Annotated in this window: 16 protein-coding genes and 1 tRNA gene; 11 read left to right on the forward strand and 6 right to left on the reverse strand. The window is 52.6% G+C overall.

The annotated features are described in order from the left end of the window. The first annotated feature begins 150 nt into the window (after window positions 1–150). From VGJ94_14460 to VGJ94_14480, 5 genes are read left to right on the forward strand one after another with little or no spacing between them, the layout of a single operon-like run. Entirely contained in the window at window positions 151–894 is a 744-nt protein-coding gene (locus tag VGJ94_14460; protein HEY3277817.1) for a sugar phosphate nucleotidyltransferase, read from the forward strand. Next, window positions 891–1,346 (forward strand): dTDP-4-dehydrorhamnose 3,5-epimerase family protein, encoded by a 456-nt coding sequence (locus VGJ94_14465; GenBank protein HEY3277818.1) that lies wholly within the window; start codon window positions 891–893, stop codon window positions 1,344–1,346. Before VGJ94_14460 ends, VGJ94_14465 begins: the two co-directional genes overlap by 4 nt. Continuing rightward, window positions 1,339–2,352 carry a dTDP-glucose 4,6-dehydratase gene (rfbB, locus tag VGJ94_14470; GenBank protein HEY3277819.1) on the forward strand — a complete coding sequence of 338 codons (1,014 nt, stop codon included), beginning with the start codon at window positions 1,339–1,341 and terminating at the stop codon, window positions 2,350–2,352. Before VGJ94_14465 ends, rfbB begins: the two co-directional genes overlap by 8 nt. Before the next feature lie 15 nt (window positions 2,353–2,367). Beyond that, window positions 2,368–3,207, forward strand: coding sequence for a dTDP-4-dehydrorhamnose reductase (gene rfbD / locus VGJ94_14475; GenBank protein ID HEY3277820.1), 840 nt, complete (start codon window positions 2,368–2,370; stop codon window positions 3,205–3,207). Then, entirely contained in the window at window positions 3,204–3,935 is a 732-nt protein-coding gene (locus VGJ94_14480) for a UDP-2,3-diacylglucosamine diphosphatase (GenBank protein HEY3277821.1), read from the forward strand. The genes rfbD and VGJ94_14480 overlap by 4 nt, the downstream gene beginning before the upstream one ends. 113 nt (window positions 3,936–4,048) lie before the next feature. Here VGJ94_14480 and VGJ94_14485 read toward each other — a convergent pair whose 3' ends face one another. Further along, window positions 4,049–5,026 carry a lysylphosphatidylglycerol synthase transmembrane domain-containing protein gene (locus VGJ94_14485; protein ID HEY3277822.1) on the reverse strand — a complete coding sequence of 326 codons (978 nt, stop codon included), beginning with the start codon at window positions 5,024–5,026 and terminating at the stop codon, window positions 4,049–4,051. Next, a complete protein-coding gene (locus VGJ94_14490; protein HEY3277823.1) occupies window positions 5,023–5,901 on the reverse strand; it encodes a DMT family transporter in 879 nt (292 codons plus the stop codon). Before VGJ94_14490 ends, VGJ94_14485 begins: the two co-directional genes overlap by 4 nt. A gap of 145 nt (window positions 5,902–6,046) precedes the next feature. Here VGJ94_14490 and VGJ94_14495 point away from each other — a divergent pair, with 145 nt between their 5' ends. Both VGJ94_14495 and VGJ94_14500 read left to right on the forward strand, forming a co-directional pair. After that, window positions 6,047–7,033, forward strand: coding sequence for a beta-ketoacyl-ACP synthase III (locus VGJ94_14495; protein ID HEY3277824.1), 987 nt, complete (start codon window positions 6,047–6,049; stop codon window positions 7,031–7,033). A gap of 71 nt (window positions 7,034–7,104) precedes the next feature. Then, window positions 7,105–7,194: transfer RNA gene (locus tag VGJ94_14500), tRNA-Ser, on the forward strand. Between the two features lie 424 nt (window positions 7,195–7,618). On the opposite strand, the gene VGJ94_14505 is transcribed toward VGJ94_14500, so the two are convergent. The 4 genes from VGJ94_14505 to VGJ94_14520 form a co-directional block, all read right to left on the reverse strand. Then, window positions 7,619–8,641, reverse strand: a complete 1,023-nt coding sequence (locus tag VGJ94_14505; GenBank protein ID HEY3277825.1) for an aldo/keto reductase — start codon at window positions 8,639–8,641, stop codon at window positions 7,619–7,621. A gap of 12 nt (window positions 8,642–8,653) precedes the next feature. Further along, window positions 8,654–9,430, reverse strand: a complete 777-nt coding sequence (locus VGJ94_14510; protein ID HEY3277826.1) for an SDR family oxidoreductase — start codon at window positions 9,428–9,430, stop codon at window positions 8,654–8,656. A 352-nt stretch (window positions 9,431–9,782) separates the two neighbouring features. Next, window positions 9,783–10,994, reverse strand: coding sequence for an MFS transporter (locus VGJ94_14515; GenBank protein HEY3277827.1), 1,212 nt, complete (start codon window positions 10,992–10,994; stop codon window positions 9,783–9,785). 361 nt (window positions 10,995–11,355) lie between these two features. After that, complete coding sequence (locus VGJ94_14520) at window positions 11,356–11,811, reverse strand: ferritin family protein (GenBank protein ID HEY3277828.1); 456 nt, start codon at window positions 11,809–11,811, stop codon at window positions 11,356–11,358. Window positions 11,812–12,984: 1,173 nt separating this feature from the next. Between VGJ94_14520 and VGJ94_14525 the strand changes: the two genes are divergently transcribed. The 4 genes from VGJ94_14525 to VGJ94_14540 all read left to right on the forward strand — a co-directional run bounded on the left by VGJ94_14525 (window position 12,985) and on the right by VGJ94_14540 (window position 19,071). Continuing rightward, window positions 12,985–15,021: a glycosyl hydrolase family 28 protein gene (locus VGJ94_14525; GenBank protein HEY3277829.1), complete on the forward strand. Its 2,037-nt coding sequence runs from the start codon at window positions 12,985–12,987 to the stop codon at window positions 15,019–15,021. A 374-nt stretch (window positions 15,022–15,395) separates the two neighbouring features. Further along, a complete protein-coding gene (locus VGJ94_14530) occupies window positions 15,396–16,025 on the forward strand; it encodes a cobalamin-dependent protein (GenBank protein HEY3277830.1) in 630 nt (209 codons plus the stop codon). 2 nt (window positions 16,026–16,027) lie between these two features. Continuing rightward, window positions 16,028–17,278 (forward strand): uroporphyrinogen decarboxylase family protein, encoded by a 1,251-nt coding sequence (locus VGJ94_14535; GenBank protein HEY3277831.1) that lies wholly within the window; start codon window positions 16,028–16,030, stop codon window positions 17,276–17,278. A 32-nt stretch (window positions 17,279–17,310) separates the two neighbouring features. Next, window positions 17,311–19,071, forward strand: a complete 1,761-nt coding sequence (locus VGJ94_14540) for a formate--tetrahydrofolate ligase (GenBank protein ID HEY3277832.1) — start codon at window positions 17,311–17,313, stop codon at window positions 19,069–19,071. Window positions 19,072–19,127 lie beyond the last annotated feature (56 nt).

Consider the following 19,127-nt stretch of genomic DNA (forward strand, 5'->3'; position numbering starts at 1 on the left):
AGACACTCACTATCAAGTGGTATATCATCCGAGTTGTTGGGCATTGAGCCTGGCTCTGATTCAATCGAAAAGGCCGAACGACACCACGATCCGTCTCGCCATCGATCTTGCGGGTATAACGAGAACGGTCGGAAAAGGAGGTTTAGTGCCATGAAAGGAATAATACTCGCCGGCGGTCTGGGGTCGAGACTCAGCCCCTTGACCAGAATTACCAATAAACACCTGCTGCCGATTTACGATAAACCCATGATCTATTATCCCATCGGCACTCTCATCAAGGCCGGGATAACGGATATCATGGTCGTCACCGGGGGGAACCATGCGGGCGATTTTCTCAGGCTCATGGGAAACGGCAAGGATTTCGGGCTCAAGCATATCAATTACACCTACCAGGAAGGGGAAGGCGGAATTGCCGCGGCCCTTGCCCTGGCTGAATACTTCGCCGATGGCGAGTCGATCTGCGTGATGCTCGGGGACAATATCATCGAACGGAATGTGGTGAAGGCGGTAAGGGATTTCAAGGAACAGAAGAAAGGGGCGAAAATACTTCTCAAGGAAGTGCCCGATCCCGAGAGATTCGGCGTCGCCGAAATAGTGGACGGAAAGCTGGTGCACATTGTGGAGAAGCCCCGGGTGCCCAAGAGCAACCTCGCCGTGATAGGCATTTACATGTATGATGAGATGGTGTTTGATATTGTGAATACCCTGAAGCCCTCCGAGAGAGGAGAACTGGAAATTACCGACGTAAACAATGCCTATGTCCAGGAAGGCACAATGACTTGGGAGATGCTGCCGGGCTGGTGGACGGACGCCGGGACTTTCGAGTCCCTCCTGAGGGCCGGCCTGCTTGTATCGCAAACAGGAGCAAATAACGTTGACCAGGGGGAAGCATGATCGAAGGCGTCATGGCGAAACAGTTGAAGTTTATCCCCGACGAAAGGGGCCGGTTAATGGAGATCATGCGCTGTGATGATGATTTTTTCGTGAAATTCGGTCAGGTCTATCTTACCACGACCTATCCCGAGGTAGTGAAGGCATGGCATTACCATAAGAAACAGGACGACTTCATCACCTGCGTAAAAGGAAGCCTGAAACTGGTGCTCTTCGACGACCGTGAGGGCTCCTCCACCCGGGGAGAAGTGAATCAGTTCTTTATCGGCGATTACAACCCCATGGTGGTGAAGGTGCCGAAAATGGTATACCACGGCTGGAAATGCGTGAGCGAAGAAGAAGCCCTCGTGGTGAACGTTCCCACCGAGCCATATGACAGAAAGGAGCCTGACGAGTACCGCGTCGATCCCCATGTCAATGAGATTCCATATAAATGGGAGAGGAAAGATGGCTGAGATGAACATTCTCGTAACGGGGGGCTGCGGATTTATAGGGAGTAATTTTGTACGCCACATGCTGTCCAAATACCCCTACCACATTATTAACTTCGATAAATTGACCTATGCCGGCAACCTCGAGAACCTGAAAGATCTTGAAGGCGACCCGCGCCATAGCTTTGTGAAGGGAGATATCGCGGATAAGGAAGACGTGGAGCGCGTATTCGCCCGGGGCATCGACCTTGTGGTCAATTTTGCGGCGGAATCCCATGTGGACAGGAGTATCCTCGATCCGGACGCCTTCGTGAAGACGAACATTTCCGGTACTTTCTGCCTTCTCGAGCAGGCGAGGCGGCTTGGGGTGAAGCGTTTTCTCCAGATATCGACTGATGAGGTGTACGGCTCGTTGGGAAAAGAGGGGAAATTCAGCGAGGAGACTTCCTTGTCTCCCAATAGTCCTTACTCGGCATCGAAAACTTCGGCTGACCTCCTGGCCATGGCCTACTACAAGACCTACGGCCTGCCGGTAGTGATCACGAGGTGTTCCAACAACTACGGACCTTACCAGTTCCCCGAGAAGCTTATCCCCCTGATCATCACCAACGCCCTTGCAGACAAGGAACTTCCCGTCTATGGAGACGGAATGAACATAAGGGATTGGATCCACGTGCTCGATCATTGCGAGGCCATCGACCAGGTGCTCCACAAGGGAGAAGTGGGCAACGTATATAACGTAGGCGGGGAGAACGAGAAGGCCAATATCGAGATAGTAAAGCTCATTCTGAAAATCCTCGGTAAATCCGAAAGCCTTATAAAATATGTGAAGGACAGGCCGGGCCATGACCGGAGGTATGCCATCGATTCCGCCAAAATCAAGAGGACTTTAGGGTTCGTTCCCAAAATGAGTTTTGAGAAGGGCATGGAAGAGACGGTGAGATGGTATCTCGGAAATGAGTCCTGGTGGGAACGGATCAGGAGCGGTGCATACCTTGAATATTACGATCTCATGTACAAAAACAGGTAGGGGGCGCGCCAGGCGATGAAGCTCCTGATTACAGGCAGCCAAGGACTCGTGGGCACGTCCATTGTCCCGATGCTTCAACGGGATTTTGAAATAACCGCAATTGATATCGAGGAATGGGACATATTGGACAGGAAGACGGGGATTGCGGTCCTTTCCCAATATAAGCCCCATGTAGTGTTAAACCTTGCCGCCATGACGAATGTGGATGGATGCGAGGACCGTCCTGCCGAGGCGGAAAGGCTGAACGGCGAAGGACCGGGAATTTTGGCGGAGCTGTGCGGGGAGCGGGGTATCCGCCTGGTTCATTTCAGCACCGACTATGTCTTCGATGGCGACAAGAAGACTCCCTACACCGAGGATGACGCTCCGAACCCGAAATCCGTTTACGGGGCGACCAAGCTTTCGGGAGAGAAACGTATTTTCGCCTCTTTGCCTTCGGCTCTTGTAGTGAGGGCGCAATGGATATATGGCGCGGGCGGGGAGAGTTTTATCTCGAAAGTAATACGATTTGCAGAACAAAACGGTTCGGCACGGGTGGTGGACGACCAGAGGGGCGCCCCTACCTATGCAAAAGACCTGGCCCTTCCCCTGAGGCGTCTTATAGAGGGCGAGAAATCAGGTATTTACCATGTGGCGAACAGCGGATGGTGCACATGGTACGAATTCGCAAAAGAGATATTCAGATGCAAGGGTATGGATGTGCCCGTCACGCCGATCAGCTCGGCGACCCTGAACAGTAAGGCGGCGAGGCCGGCCTGCTCCGTGTTTGACTGCTCCAAACTGCGAAACCATACCGGCGTCATTATGAGGACATGGCAGGAAGCCCTGAAGGACTATCTCGCCGGCAATGAATGAAGATAGTCTTTTTTTCAGATACACACCTCGACCATACCCATGGGAATAAAACGAAGATTGTAGAAACCTTTATAAGAGAGGTCTGCGCTCAGGGGGACATCATTTTTATCCTGGGCGATCTTTTCGAGTTTTATCACGGCTACGAGGGGATTTATCCCTGGTATCAGCCGGTTGCGGATGCCCTGAAGGATTTGAAAGAGAAGGGAATAACCGTCTATTTCCTTGAAGGCAATCATGAATTCGCAATGGGCAGCTACTTCCGGTCCTACACCGGGGTCTTATCTGCGGAATCGGTGAGCATGGAAATCGACGGAAAAAGACTGTTTGTTGCTCACGGAGATCAATTTGTGGGGGGGCTTGTACGGACGGTCCTGAAATCGCCGGGTACGGGTAGGGTGATGGACCTTCTCGGTCCCCGCCTTACCTGGGCGGGTGCGATGATAGCGCGAAGGTTTCTCTCAAAGAAGAAGAAACCTTACAATAGAAAAGCCCTTGGATTATTCCGCCAATATGCGGAAAAGAAATGGGCCCAGGGGTTCGACGCGGTTGTGATGGCCCACACTCACATTCCCGATAAAGTGGAATCGGGCGAAGGAGGGCACAAAAAAGTCTATTTCAACACGGGTGATTTCTTCGCCCACTCCACCTACGTCTCCTACGAGACCTCCGTCGGTTTCGAGCTGAAGACGCATCCGTACAACACCGTCGATAAGAAAGACAGTCGATAGTCGATATCGATCGTCGATAGTAACTGCCACTGAATGAGTTCTCATTCGGATTGTATGATACACGAGTCAAAGCACGTGATCGGCGGCAAATCCCATCGACTATCGACTATCGACTATTTTCCCTCCTCTTCGAGCTTCTGTATATCCTTGAATTTCAGGTTTTCCTTGACCAGCAGCACGGCGCCGATCACGTTGTAGGGGATGTACCATGAGGCATGAAAGAGGATTGAGATGGTGAATGCTTCCGCCCTGGGCACTTGAAAGATGAGCAGGAGATTGGTGAGCAGGAACTGGTATACCCCGATATACCCTGGCGAAGAGGGCACGGTGAGGCCCATGTTGAGGAGGGCGCAGACAAAGGGGACGTACCGGTAATCCAGGGTAACCCCTATCGAGAGGGCGACGAAATAGAGGGCGGTGCTCATGGAAAGCCAGTTTATAATAGAGATGGCGGTAAAACCCGTGAGATTGAGAGGGGAGCTGACGCGCTTGAGGTTTTCCTGGATATCGAGGAGTTTCAGGGCGATTGCGGAGAAAAAAGGTTTCTTGATTTTGTGGAGCATTTCGGCAACATAGCCCGCAAACCTCTTTTGGCTCATTATTGCCAGGCCCAGGACGCAGATGAAGAGGAGCAGGACGAGGACCATAATGGCCTTCGAGACTGCGGGCGGGAGGGTCTGTTTCGGAAAAAAGATGAAGGTTATGGCGAGGAGCCCCACGAGATCGAAAAATCTGTCCGCCAGCACCGTCGAAAGGGTATAGGTCAATGAAAGGCCGGTCCTTTTGGAGAGGACGTATCCCCGCGCGATCTCGCCTATTCTGGCGGGAAGGACATTGTTTACGAAAAGTCCTATGATAAGGGCCGTAATGGTATCCCTGAACCGTACGGCCCCGCCGCACACTTTCGACCATCTGAAGGCGCACCCGCTCAGAGACAGGGCAATGAAAAAGAGAGGGACAAAGACGAGCCTGTAATCGGCATGCTTCAATGTCAGGAGGATCTCTTTATAACTCAGGCCTTTCAAAGAGAAATAGAGCAATACAATACTCAGGACAAAACCAAGAACTGTAATAACCCTGTGTTTCTTCATTTTTGATTCGCGCAGTAAATCCCTATGGAAACCATCACGAGACCGGCGATCAAGCCGGCGGTGAGATGCTCGCCAAGAAAGAGGACACCCGATAAGACACCGAAAAGGGGCGTAAGAAAGGTAAAGGCGGAAAGCTTCGCAACGGGATAATCATGTATCAGCTTAAACCACATCAAATAAGAAGCAAAGGCAACTATCACCGACTGATAAAAGAGGGAGCCGGCAACGGGGAGGGTGAAGCCGAGAACCCATTTATCCTCCAGGAGCCATGCGGCGAGAAGCATAATGGGAAGGGAAAAGATCAGCTGATAAAGGAAGGTGTTGATGGGCTGCACCTTTTCCGCGAGAAACTTCTTTATATAGAGCGTCGTCGCGCCCCAGAATATGGCAGCAATAATTTCGAGCATGTCTCCGACCAGCATCAATCTCCCTGCCTGTGAGGGCTTACCCCTGAAGACGAGATATACCCCTATGAAAGCCAGCACGAGTCCTATAGTCTTAATGGTATTCAGCTTTTCTTTCAGGAACAGATGGGCCCCGATAGCGACCACAAAAGGGGAGAGATACATGAGGACCGCGGCGCGGGCCGCATTCGTATACAGCATGCCGAGGTAGAGAAAGACAAACTCCAGCCCGAAGAGCATGCCTGTCACGAATCCATGTAATAACCTTATATCACGGTGAAACAGGGGCTGGCGCATGGCAAGGCAGTACGCAATCCCGCAGCCCCCCGCGATCGCAGATCGAAGAAACCCGGTGAAAACAGGCGAAAGTCCCTGGTTCGATACTTTAATAGCAGAGTAATTGACGCCCCATAACAGAGTCAGTCCGAGGAGGCTCAGAAAAGCGGTTAAATCTATCCGGTCTTTTGCCATTCGTAAACATTTTTAGAGACATGTGACACCTATGTCAAGGGATATTTTTTCGATTATATTATCCCTTGACAACTTCACGCCTTTTTTGTTCTACTTAATCACCGCCGCAGCTTCGTAGACGGTCACGATTACGTAAGGAGCACTAATGAAAAGAGTCGGAATCATTGGGACAGGATCGTACCTCCCTGAGAAGGTGTTGACGAATTTTGATATAGAGAAATTTTTGGATACATCGGACGAATGGATCTATACCAGAACGGGCATCAAGGCCCGCAGAATCGCGGAGCCCGAGACTGCGACCTCCGATTTGTGTAAAGTGGCAAGCGAGAGGGCCATGGCGATGGCGGGTGTCAAAGCCGAGGACATCGATCTCATCGTGCTGGCCACGATCACGCCCGATACCCACTGTCCTGCGGGGGCCAACTGGCTGGAGGCAAAACTCGGGTGCACGAAGGCCCTTTCTTTCGACATTACTGCCGCATGTTCCGGCTTTATTTTTGCACTCCATACAGGAGAAAAAATGATCAAATCCGGGGCATATAAGACCGTCCTCGTGGTCGCCGGGGAGATAATGACCCGCGTCGTGAACTGGAAGGAGAGGGAAACCTGTATACTCTGGGGCGACGGTGCAGGAGCGGCCGTCATAACGGAGACGGGAAGCGGACCGGAATTGCTCTCGACCCACGTCCATACGGACGGCGCGAACGGCGATACCCTGCTTATGCCCGGAGGCGGCTCCAAAACCACACCCATATCCCATGATAGCGTGGATAAGGGCCTCCACCACCTGAAACTGATTGAAGGAAATAAATCTTTTAAGGTGGCAGTTACCAGATTTGCCGAAGCATGCGAGGAAGCGGTTGAGTTCAACGGCAAGACTCTCGACGATGTGGACGTGATCATCCCTCACCAGGCAAACTTAAGGATCCTCCAGGGCATGGCAAAGAAGCTCAAGGTGCCCATGGAGAAGGTCTATATGACCATAGAGAAATATGGTAATATATCTTCAGCTACCGTGCCCATCGCCTTGGATGAAGCAGTAAGGGACGGCACAATCACGAAGGATAAACTGGTCCTTCTCACCGCCTTCGGCGGCGGCCTCACGTGGGGCAGCAGCCTGATCAGGTGGTAAGGGAGGCCCTACAGTTCAATAGTGTAAGCAAGATGGGGAGCCACTTAAAACCCATCACCATCTTTTAAAACGGAGGGATGGCTGAGCGGCCGAAAGCGGCGGTCTTGAAAACCGTTGGGCGTGCAAGCGCCCCGTGGGTTCGAATCCTACTCCCTCCGCCATATTTCATCAATGATTTCAACGGTGAAACATTTTAAAACTCGGTTGTAATTCGGTTGTAATTCGCGTTCGATATTTATTAATTCTGAAATTGATGTAAATTGCACGAAAAGTGATAGACATATTGCATTCGAGTGATAGGGAATTGCATTCGAGTGATAGGAAGTGGGGCATCTTTTTTTTCCATTTTGGGTTCTGGGGACGCGTACTTCCTTAAACGCACAATCCCGGTTAGTGCTGAATCGTTCACTAATGCAGATGGTAATAGTGGATGTAAATAGCAACACGCGACATTGTTGCTACCATCCCTTTCATTACTTAAATCGGTAAACGATCTCAGAACCGACCAGACACACGATGGGGGTCTCCCACTCCCATCATGACGGGCGCCTCCACTATCGAGAGGTACACGGAGTACCGGACCTGTCAGGTTATCCAATCGGGGTGCTGCTGCGTCCCGTCGAAACGCGTGCTCGTTTTATAGAGTTCGTACCTGCCTTCCAAGGCGGCGGGCCTCGTGCGCTTCAAAAGGCTTTCAAGCTCGGCAGGCGTGAACGGCTTGAAGGTGCGGACGGCTTCGAAGGCCTGGTCGAGGACCTGCTGACTATCGATGCCGGTGATCTGCACAGCGATGGGCAGATTGAAACAGAAGTGCAGCGCTTCAACGGGCCGTACCGTCTGGCTTTGGAGAATGGCGTGACCGCCAAAGGCCTTCATGCCGATTGGCGCGATGCCTTCGCGATTGAGCACGGGCAGCACTTCGTGCTCGAAGCTGCGGAAGTGCGCATCCATGACATTCAGGGGCATCTGAACGGCGTCGAAGTGGAAGTTGTGCTTTCGGGCGAGTTCGAGCATACGCAGGTGGACGAACGGGTCCTTGTGGCCTGTGAAACCAATATAGCGGACCTTGCCAGCTTTCTGAGCTTCCACCATGGTTTCGACTGCGCCGCCTTCGGCGAAGATGCGATCCGGGTCTTCGAGGCGGATGACTTCGTGAAACTGCATCAGGTCGACGTGGTCGGTTTGCAAGCGCCGAAGACAGGTATCAATCTGACGGGCCGCTTCCGCCCTGGTGCGCCCATCAATCTTTGTCATCAGGAAAACCTTCTGGCGGTAGCCGTCTTTAAGAGCTACGCCCATCCGAACTTCGCTCGCGCCTTCGTTGTAGTCCCAGCAATTGTCCAGGAAGTTGATGCCGCGGTCGACGGCCTGACGGATGAGCCGAATCGAGTCCTGCTCGGGAAGAGAAGGTTGTCCGATGTGCCAGCCTCCAAGGCCTATGACGGAGACGCGCTCGCCTGTGTGGCCGAGGGTGCGGTACATCATCGTGTTGCTGCCGGGACTCATCACCGCGTGTACAATGGGCGAGAGAAAATGCTCGGCCATCGCGGCTCCGGTCGTAACGGCCACGGTCTTCACAAAATCACGTCGATCCATCAAAAGCGTCATGGGATTCCTCCACTACACCGTCTGGCCGCCGTCCACGACCATCGCGTGGCCGACAACGAAAGAGGCCGCTTCCGAACATAACCAGAGCACGGCATTTGCGATTTCCTCGGGCTGGCCCATCCTTCTGATTGGCTCCTCTGAAATCACCTTCGCCCGCCCCTCAGGGGTACCGCCAGTGAAGCGGGTCATCATCGGGGTGTCGATATATCCGGGGCACACGGCATTGATGCGGATGTTCGACGCCGCATAGTCGAGGGCCGCTGACCTGGTTAGGCCGATCACGCCGTGTTTCGCGGCGGTGTAAGCCGGGTTGCCTTTGATACCGATGATCCCCGCTCCCGAAGAGGTGTTCACGATCGCCCCGCCTCCCTGCTTCAGCATGAGCGGTATCTCGTATTTCATGCAGAGAAAGACGCCCCGGAGGTCAATGTCGATAATTCGGTCCCACTCCTCCTCTTCTACCTCCGCGGTCGGGCTCACTTTCTTCGGCTCAACGCCGGCGTTGTTGAAGGCGATATCCAGCCGCCCGAAGGCTTCGACGGTTTTGTCCAGAGCCGCCTTGACGTCCTCGGCCCGCATCACGTCACACCGGATGGCGAGCGCCCGTCCTCCTTGTTCCTCGATCACGCGGGCCGTTTCCTGGTTGCGCTGTTCCGACACATCTGCGACCACTACGCTGGCGCCTTCGCGGGCGAACGCCAGGGCGGTGGCTTCTCCGATGCCGCTCGCCGCTCCGGTTATAAAGGCCACCTTGCCTGTGAAGTTTCCTTTCTCGTGTGTCTTAGTCATGATCTGCTCCTTGTGGGGCTGTTATGCTGCCCGTATCTCTGTTTGTCACAATATAGTGCCGGTGAGGTCGTTATTTAAAGGAGGCGCACTCTGATTTGGACTGTGGGCCGCCAGAGTGCCTCTCGACCCGAATTATGCAGATATCACGGCAAAAAACATTTCAATTGGTAATCTTCAGTCATTTGTTGAAGAAAGTAAGTCAACGTAGTAGGTGAATTAGATACCCGTTCCTGGTTATATCTGGCCGATAGCAATATGGTCTCCTTTACCTCAAAAATAGTATATCCTTGTTAAATGGCCCAAGAATATCTTTTTTTTGCGAGTAAAGAACCCTTAGGGGGGCGAACTTCCATTACCGCCGGGTAGCTGATGTCTCCGGGGCACGTCCCTTCCGGGTCATTTGCGGTGAATCTCTTAAGGGGATAACCAAGAGGCTGGAAAGTGCCGTGAGGATGCCGAGCGCGAGTATTCCTACCCTGAAGCTTACAAGGTCGCCTGATATTCCGAGAAGGTAAGGTACGATCCCGATCCCGAACACCGAGCCGAAGGCCAACACGAAGCCTGTGGCCTGCCCCCTTTCTTCCCTGGAGAACATTTTTGATATGGTGACGAGGGAGATGGGGAAAAAACCGGTGGCGATGCTTGCCTGGAGAAACAGGATCAGCCTGATCCAGCGAACATCCCCTATTGCCACCAGAATGGTCAGGATACCCGTTGCAATAAGAAGCACGATCGTGGTTTTCTTAAGGCTGAACCGATCGGCGAAGAACCCTGCGGCAATGGAAACGATCACACCGCCGAGACGGGAGAAGCCAAAGGTCGCATTTGCCTGAGCGATAGGGACCCCGAGCTCCTTTGTCAGATAGAGGGGTATGATGAAATAAAGGCCGAGGTTTGCACCCGCCGCAAAGATCCAGATAATACCGGTCAGCCATAGCGCCTTGTTCTTAAGGAGATCGGCCTGGATAAACTTTTTCTTTCCTTCTGTCTTCAATCCTTCGACTTTCAGCGCAAAGACGACGCCGCAGACTATATAGGCGATCGCGAGAAGGGCAAACATGGTTCGCCACGAGACAAAGGAGAGAAAGAAAAGGGCCACGAAGGGCGCGCCGAAAATACTCATCGAGGCGGCCGAGTCATGAATGGAAATGACGCGGCCCCAGACCCTTTCCTCGTAGTATTCCGTAATGATGGGAATAATGTTGGGGATATACATGCCCGTCGTCAGACCGAGAAAGAATCCGAAGAAATAAATTGTATTGAAGTTTTTGACGAAAGGCAGGCACAGATATATGCATGCCGTGACCATCAGGGATATGACGATCGCCTTTTTCGCACCGAAGAGGCGGGAGAATATGCCGGAAAAGAAAACGCTGCACGCATATCCTATGGAGATGAGGGCGGCAATGCTGCTTGCTTTCGCATGGCTGACATGGAACTCGTCCTCCAGGAGGGGGAGAATCGGCGAGAAGATGGTCCGTCCCGTAAAATTGAGAAACCAAAGGAGCCAGATAAAAGAGAGAAAAAGAAGGGCCTTTCCGGAAAGGGATTCAAAACGATTCACGACATGAAGCCTAACCCACAGAAGGCCAAATTAGCAACCTTTGTTTCGCCCCTCCATTTACTGATCGAAATTCGCGACAATACCTGCATCTATCAATAAAAAATTAACGAAAGTACAATATATGAAATGAAACATCTTCAAACCGGTTTCTGCTTCCTTCTCGCGGATGACGATTGTCATTCACGGGACGGTTTATCGTCAAGAAGTACCCATGTGGCCGGAGGATCCCTTTGGCAGCCATCGGCGGGAATGAGATGTTGAACGCGGACACCAGAGCAGCGGCTTTTCATGGGGGCATCCTAAAGGGGCCCGCCATGATCTATCCTTGGTTTGACATGGTGTTTCTCGGATCGCCGCTATGCTACCAGGCTTCGGGGAAGGCCATATTCGTGTATATGTCTTCGAGCCTGTTCTTGTGTCCACGCTCCATCGTTGCAAGCTCAAGAAAGAGGTCTTTCTGCGTTGCCTCGGTGCTCGCCTTTGCCAGTTGGGTATACATCTGCATGGCTTCGAGTTCCTTCTTTATGGCAATTACGAGACCATCCAGCGGTTTCAGGTCCGGGCTCAACGGGGGCGTGGGAAGTGAATCCACGACCCTGTAATCCTTGACCTCTGAAAAATGCAGCGTGTCCGGTGTCCTATCAAGGAACGCCTCTAAAATGACCCGGTGTCCTTTCTCATCTGCCGCCAGATCACTGAAGAGACTCTTCACGTTCTTATCTCCCGCTCTCTCGGCAATCGAATGGTAAAATGTGAATGCCTCTGTTTCCTGATCGATGGCAAAAGATATAATCTTCTTGTACTCGTCCTGGTTCATCGTTCGTTCTCCTTAGCGGAGCCTTCCTGGAGGCCCATGGGCTGGTCTGAATCTCCCTTATCAATAGAACAAGCTCGCACCGAATAGATTCGGCGCTACAATAGCACTTAATCCTTTTCTTTTTCGGTTTATAGCATGCCAATTTTTATATGTCAAACAATGGAGACGGGCAAGATCGTTCAGAAAATCCCCCCCAAGCAGGGCCTGAGCCGAATAGGGCAAGGGATAACGGCTTATAGTTGTTCGGTCAGGCAAAAACAGGAGGATCCTGCTCTCTCCGCCAAATCTATATTAACCTTCGGAAGATTTTCCCCCGTCTTATGCAATGGACCCGGAAAATTTCTTCGCAACCATCGAAAGGCGCGTTATGTCCGTCCAATGGAATGGGTTCTTCCCTTTGTGAGGAGATCGATTTCGTTTTCTTTGCTCCTTTGACCATCTTCCTCGAATTCTTAAGCTATGAGCTTGACCGGGCTCAAATACGGCTTATATTAGTTAGGTAGCATCCTCGAAATTACTTCCCGGACTTATTCCCCCTCGGTTAAGTCCGGGAAGCCCCCCTTAAATAATGGGATCGGTAATGGTTTAGTTTAAACATAACTGGTGATGAATGTTCTCAGTTGTTCATGTTACAGAATAAAATACGTCGTTATAGGCGTTCCAAGGTTATTCCGAAATTTATAATCTTGAGAAGATTTATTAAGGTATTGTCTGCCAAACAAGACCGATCTTCCCGTTCAAGACTTTTAAAGTTTAATCAGACGCAGAAGGTACATCCTCGAAAAGATATAGTTGGATTTATAGACACTTTTCGTATTCCTCAGGCCCTATTTGTCCGGCATGTTTTGTGCATTCCACTATCAAGAGTTCTGCAATAGTCGTGTATCGACCGGAATGGTCTTTATCCGCGTATAGAGAAACCTATTGGCGGATGGGGGAGGAAAAATGGAACAAGTGGTGCAGGTCCATGCAAGACCCCCTTGAAAATGTCCATCTACGTCAATTGGTATATTCTCTCACGCAACGCTTCTAATTCTGCTCGCTTTTATCACTCACCGCAATACAACCGCTTGTGGGATAATATTGGATTTGCCGCGTTACATCCGGCAGCCAATCCTCAAAACATGGCGAAAGAGGAGTATTGATGTCCCACCGGCAGGAGGACAAAAGATTATGATGAGATGCTTTGACCCAAGAAGAAAGTTTATCGTATGTGGGCTTATAGCGAGTCTTTTTTGTATGCTTTCCCTGCTCCCTCTCTCGTTAAAGGCGGAGATCACGGTCTATCCGGCGCCGGCAGGGGCGAGTGGGAATACCACATTCACGGTGCAGGTGCGGGCGAGCGGCGGCGCCTGGACAAATCTTTTTGCCTATGATGCGGTGGTGGATAAAGCCTCGCGGTCCCACATGTCTTTGGTCTATTTCGACTCCGATTTTACTGAAAACGTGGAGGTGAAAGTGACAAAAAACTCAGGGACCATAGGATCGGCAAAAATTAGGCCCCTTTCCGCGGGCATAACGCCCGCCGTGTCCGGCAATACTCTTACTTTCACCATGTCGGCCCCGAAAAAAGTGTCAGTGGAAGTCGATAATGACGCTTATCACAATCTTTTTGTTTTTGCGAATGGAGAAGAAACACACCCCGTAACCGCTTCGGGACCGGGAATATACTACTTTGGTCCCGGTGTCCACTATATCGGGGACGGAACGGGCACGCTCAATCTCACCGGCGGTGACAAGGTGTATATTGCCGGCGGCGCGATTCTTTACGGCAGTTTGCTGGTGGCTTATGCCTCCAACGTCACGATAGAGGGCAGAGGGATTCTATCCGGCAGTGTGTTTGATCATGATGTCGGTGATAACGACCCGAAACCTTCAATGATTACTATCGGAGGGTCAACAGGCATAAATGTGAAAGATATAATCGTCCTTGATACTGTGGGATGGACTATTCCGGTGTTTGAGAGCGACAATGTGACCTTCGATAATGTCAAGATTATTGGATGGACGGTAAATTCCGATGGAATTATTCCCCAGTGTTCCCGAAATGTTACTATTAATGATAGTTTTATAAGAAACAACGATGATTGTGTCTCGATAAAACTTGCCTATTATGCGGAGGGTTTCGACAATACTCAAGGCTCACACAATATAGTCATCCAAAACTCCACCCTCTGGACTGACCAGGGCAGAGCAATTCTTGTCGGCCCCGAGTCGTATAGTGTGGGTGACCGGACATATGACGGGATAACGGTAAAGAACGTAGATATACTCCGCGTCAATAATTACAATTACGATTGGTCCCGCGGTGTCCTGGCGATCAACGCGGGAGACGATGTGACCGTAAAGAACGTAACCTTTCAGGATATTCGGGTTGACAGCATTTCCAGTGTGACGAGCCTCTTCAGCCTTACCATGGCGCCGACGCCGTTTCATGGGTCTGCCGGCAGTCTCATCCGGAATATATCCTTTGAGAACGTGTCACTCAACATGGCGAATCAGAAATCGAATGTGATCTATGGATATGATACGGGTCGCGTGGTGGACGGTGTGCGCTTCACTAATTTTAAAATCAACAACACTTGCGTGAGAAGCGCCGCGGCGGGCGGTATTCTGACGAACAGCTATACCAGGAATATCACCTTTACCTGTGACGGCTCGGGCGATACCCAGGCGCCCACGGTGCCTACAGATCTGAAAGCCGACGCCCTCTCCTCCACCAGCGTCGGACTCACCTGGACGGCCTCGACAGACAACGTGGGGGTTAGGGGATATAAAATATACAGAAATGACGCTCAGGTGGGGACCTCGGCGAGCACCTCATTTACCGATACAAACCTCACCGCCGGGACAACCTACTCTTACTCTGTGTCGGCCTACGATGCCGCGGGTAATGAATCGGCGAAGAGCGCTGCCGTGTTGGTGCGCCCGTCAGGCGATACCCAGCCTCCTACCGTGCCGGCAAACCTCAGGGCGACCGTCTCCCGGGCAAGAACCGCCACCCTCAACTGGACCGCTTCCGCCGATAACGTCGCAGTGGCGGGATATAACATCTACAGGAATGGCATAAGGGCCGGAACATCAATCGGGACGTCATACACGAGCAGCGCCCTTGCCCGCGGGACCCACAGCTACGCCGTGTCGGCTTTTGACGCAAGCAATAACGAATCCGCCAGGTCCCCTGTAGTGTATGTCCGTATTTTGCGCTAGCAAGGGCCCAATCATCCGGACAAGGCAGGGTGATTCGGTCCTTGTCCGGATAAACCCGCGACGGAGCAGGCGTCCATCGCCTACATTTATGGCTGCCGCCGCCTACGAGATAGCCTTCGAGACAGGCTGTTTTTGGGATACATTTTCCTTGACAGCTTCCCTATATAAGTGTATAAGAAAAAGAATGATCCATCTTCCCTATATAAATATACAAGTTGATTACGGGTACCTTTCGGACCCCGTGAGGATGCAGCGGACGGAGGAAGCCCATATGTTCATAGAGGAAGAGAAAGTACTAAAATAAGCGACAGCCCGGGGACGATCATTTCCAGGAGCAACGCGCCTCTTGCTGCCCATTGTAAAGGAGGAACAAGGTGAACGAAAAACTAATCAACCTGATGGCGGACCTGATGGAGGAAGAGACCATCGCCCTGGTAAAGGAGCTCATCGAAAAGGGTGAGAACCCCATGGACATCTTAAACGATGCCCGCTCCGCGATGGAAGTGGTGGGCAAGCGCTTTGAGAGCTGTGAATATTTCATCCCCGACCTCATGATGGCGGGGGAGATCTTAAGAGGCATTTCCGATATCGTAAAGCCTCTCCTCGAAAAGGAGAGCGGCTCCGCAAAGAAGGGTAAGGTGCTCATCGGCACCGTGGCAGGCGACATCCACGACATCGGAAAGGATATCGTCACCTTCATGCTCGACGTCTCCGGCTACGATGTCCTGGACATCGGCATCGACGTGCCGGTCGCCACCTTCATAGAAAAGATAAAAGAATTCAACCCCCAGGTAGTCGCTCTCTCCGGCTTTCTCACCCTCGCCTATGACTCGATGAAGAAAACCGTGGAGGCCATGGAAGCCGAGGGCATACGGCAGAACATGAAAATTATGATAGGGGGAGGCCAGATGGATGACGAAATACGTAAGTACGTTGCCGCAGACGCCTACGGCAAAGATGCCATCGCCGCGGTCAACCTCTGCAAGCAGTGGATCGGGGGCTGATAATGGGCACGACACCTCAGGAGCTCTACGCAGAAAGGGAGAAGAGGGTCCTCGACACCCTTGCGCTTAAGAAGCCGGACCGGGTGCCGATCCTGGTGATGGCGAGTTGGTATCCGGCCAAGCGCGCGGGCATGACGATCGAAGAGGTAATGTATGACCCCGAAAAGCTGTGGAAGTCTCAATGGGATTGCATGATCGAGCTCGAGCCCGACATGGACCAGAACCCCTTCGGCCTGAGGCTGCTCGGTCCCATCCTCGAAACCCTTGATTTCAGGCAATTGAAGTGGCCCGGTCATGGCGTGGCCCCGAACCTCAGCTATCAGTTCGTCGAGGGAGAATACATGAAGGCCGACGAGTACGACAGGTTCCTCGAGGACCCGACGGATTTCATGCTGAGGCTCTACTGGCCCCGCGTCTTCGGCGCTTTGAAGGCATTCGAAAAGTTGCCTCCTCTCCGCAACATCATCACCTACGCGGTAGGCACCCCCTTCGGTTTTGGGGCCTTCAACGCCCCTGATATGAGAGAGGCCCTCGAAACCCTTATGAAGGCGGGGGAGAGGTCGGCGGTGATCGCCGACTATACCCGGCGCTATTCCGAGAAGACACGGGAAGCGGGCTTTCCCCTCCAGTTCGGCGCCTTCAGCCAGGCGCCCTTCGACATCCTGAGCGACTATTTCCGGGGAATGAAAGGCTCCATGCTCGACATGTACAGGAGACCCGACAAGGTGCTCAAGGCCTGTGAAAAAATCCTCCCCTTCGCAATCGAGATGGCCAGGGGCGGGGCGAAGATGTCTGGGAACCCCAGAGTTTTCATACCCCTTCACAAGGGGCTCGATGGTTTTATGTCTCAGGACCAGTTTGACCGATTTTTCTGGCCCACGTTAAGAGAGCTCATGGTTACTTTGATTAACGACGGATTGACACCCTGTCCTCTTTGGGAAGGTAACTGCACCAGCCGTTTGGAGGCCATAAAGGATATTCCCGCGGGCAAGGCGATGTATGCCTTCGAGGCTACCGATATCTTCAAGGCAAAGGAGGTCCTGGGCGACAGGATCTGCATCAGGGGCAATGTCCCCCTCTCTCTTCTTGCCACGGGAAAGCCTGAGGACGTGACTGCTTATTGCAAAAAGCTGATCGATGCCGTGGGAAAAGAGGGCGGATATATTATGGATGCCTCGGCAGGACTCGATGACGCGCGGGAAGAGAATGTGGCAGCCATGTTCAAGATTACAAAAGAATATGGAATTTATTGATCACTTATTCAAGACCCAAGGAGGAAGGCGCTATGGCCTATGATGCGACCGTAATGTCGGACTGGCAGATCTGCGAGGCCGCGGAAACACAGATGAAGCCCCTCGAGCAACTCGCGCGTGAAGTGGGGCTTACGAAAGATGAGGCGATCCCTTACGGAAGAATCGGAAGGGTGGACTTCGGAAAAATCATGGAAAGGCTTCGCGACAAGCCCGACGGCAAGTACATTGAGGTAACCGCCATAACCCCGACCCCCCTCGGCGAAGGCAAGACCACTACTTCCATAGGGCTTATAGAGGGTCTCGGCAAGCGGGGAAAAAGTGTGGGCGGCGCCATCCGGCAGCCTTCCGGCGGACCGACCATGAATGTAAAAGGCAGCGCGGCGGGCGGAGGCAATGCCCAGGTCATCCCCCTTACCGAGTTTTCACTGGGTTTGACCGGCGACATCAACAATATCATGAACGCCCATAATCTCGCCATGGTGGCCCTCACCTCCAGGATGCAGCACGAAAGGAATTACAATGACGACGAGCTGTGGAAGAGAAGGCTCCGTCGCCTGAGGATCGACCCCAGCAACGTCCAGATGGGATGGGTCATCGATTTCTGCGCCCAGGCCCTCCGTAATATAGTGATCGGCCTCGGAGGGAGGATGAACGGCTTCACCATGCAATCCCATTTCGACATTGCCGTGAGCTCCGAGGTAATGGCCATCTTATCGATTGCGAAAGACCTGAAGGACCTGAGGGAAAGGATAGGCAGGATTACCGTGGCCTACGACGTACTCGGCAAACCGATCACCGCGGAAGATCTGGAGGTGGCAGGCGCCATGACCGCTTTTATGCGGGAGAGTATCAACCCCACCCTCCTTCAGACCATCGAGGGTCAGCCCCTGCTCGTCCATGCAGGGCCTTTCGCCAACATCGCCATAGGCCAGTCTTCCATCATCGCCGACCGAGTAGGCCTGAAGCTCTTCGACTACCACGTCACGGAGAGTGGCTTTGCGGCCGATATCGGATTCGAGAAGTTCTGGAATGTGAAGTGCAGGATCAGCGGGCTGAAGCCCAACGTATCGGTCATCACCGCCACTATCCGGGCCCTCAAAATGCATGGGGGCGGTCCGAGGGTGGCTCCGGGAATCGCCCTTCCGGTGGAATACCGGCAGGAGAACCTCCCCCTTCTGGAAAAAGGCCTTTCTAATCTCCTCCATCATATCCGGACGGTAAAACTCTCGGGAATGCATCCGGTGGTCTGTATCAACAGCTTCTCCACGGATACGAAGGAAGAAGTGGCCCTGGTGCGAAAATATGCGGAGAACGAAGGAGCCCGGGTGGCCGTATCGCAGCATTGGCTCAAAGGAGGAGACGGGGCGCTGGAGCTGGCAGATGCGGTAATAGACGCATGCGAGGAAGAGTCCGATTTCCGCTATCTCTATCCCCTGGAAATGCCTCTTAAGGAAAGGGTCGAGCTGATCGCGAAGAATATCTACGGCGCCGACAGCGTCCTGTGGATCCCGGAAGCCGAGGATAAGGTGCGCAAACTGGAGGCGGACCCGGAGAAAAGGGATTATTTTACCATGATGGTGAAGACCCACCTGAGCCTGTCCCATGACCCCGAGCTGAAAGGAGTGCCCAAAGGATGGAAGCTCCCTGTAAGGGACATCCTTGTCTTTACGGGAGCGAAATTTCTTTGTCCCGTGACGGGGGCGATAAGCCTCATGCCCGGCACAGGCTCCGATCCCTCCTTCAGAAGGATCGATGTAAATACGGAGACGGGAAAAGTGACGGGCCTATTCTAGACATATTCGCGGATGTCCTGGAAAAGCCCGCCGATTGACGGCGCGCCTTTCCGGCT

It is taken from the genome of Syntrophorhabdaceae bacterium (assembly GCA_036504895.1).
GTDB lineage: Bacteria > Desulfobacterota > Syntrophorhabdia > Syntrophorhabdales > Syntrophorhabdaceae > PNOM01.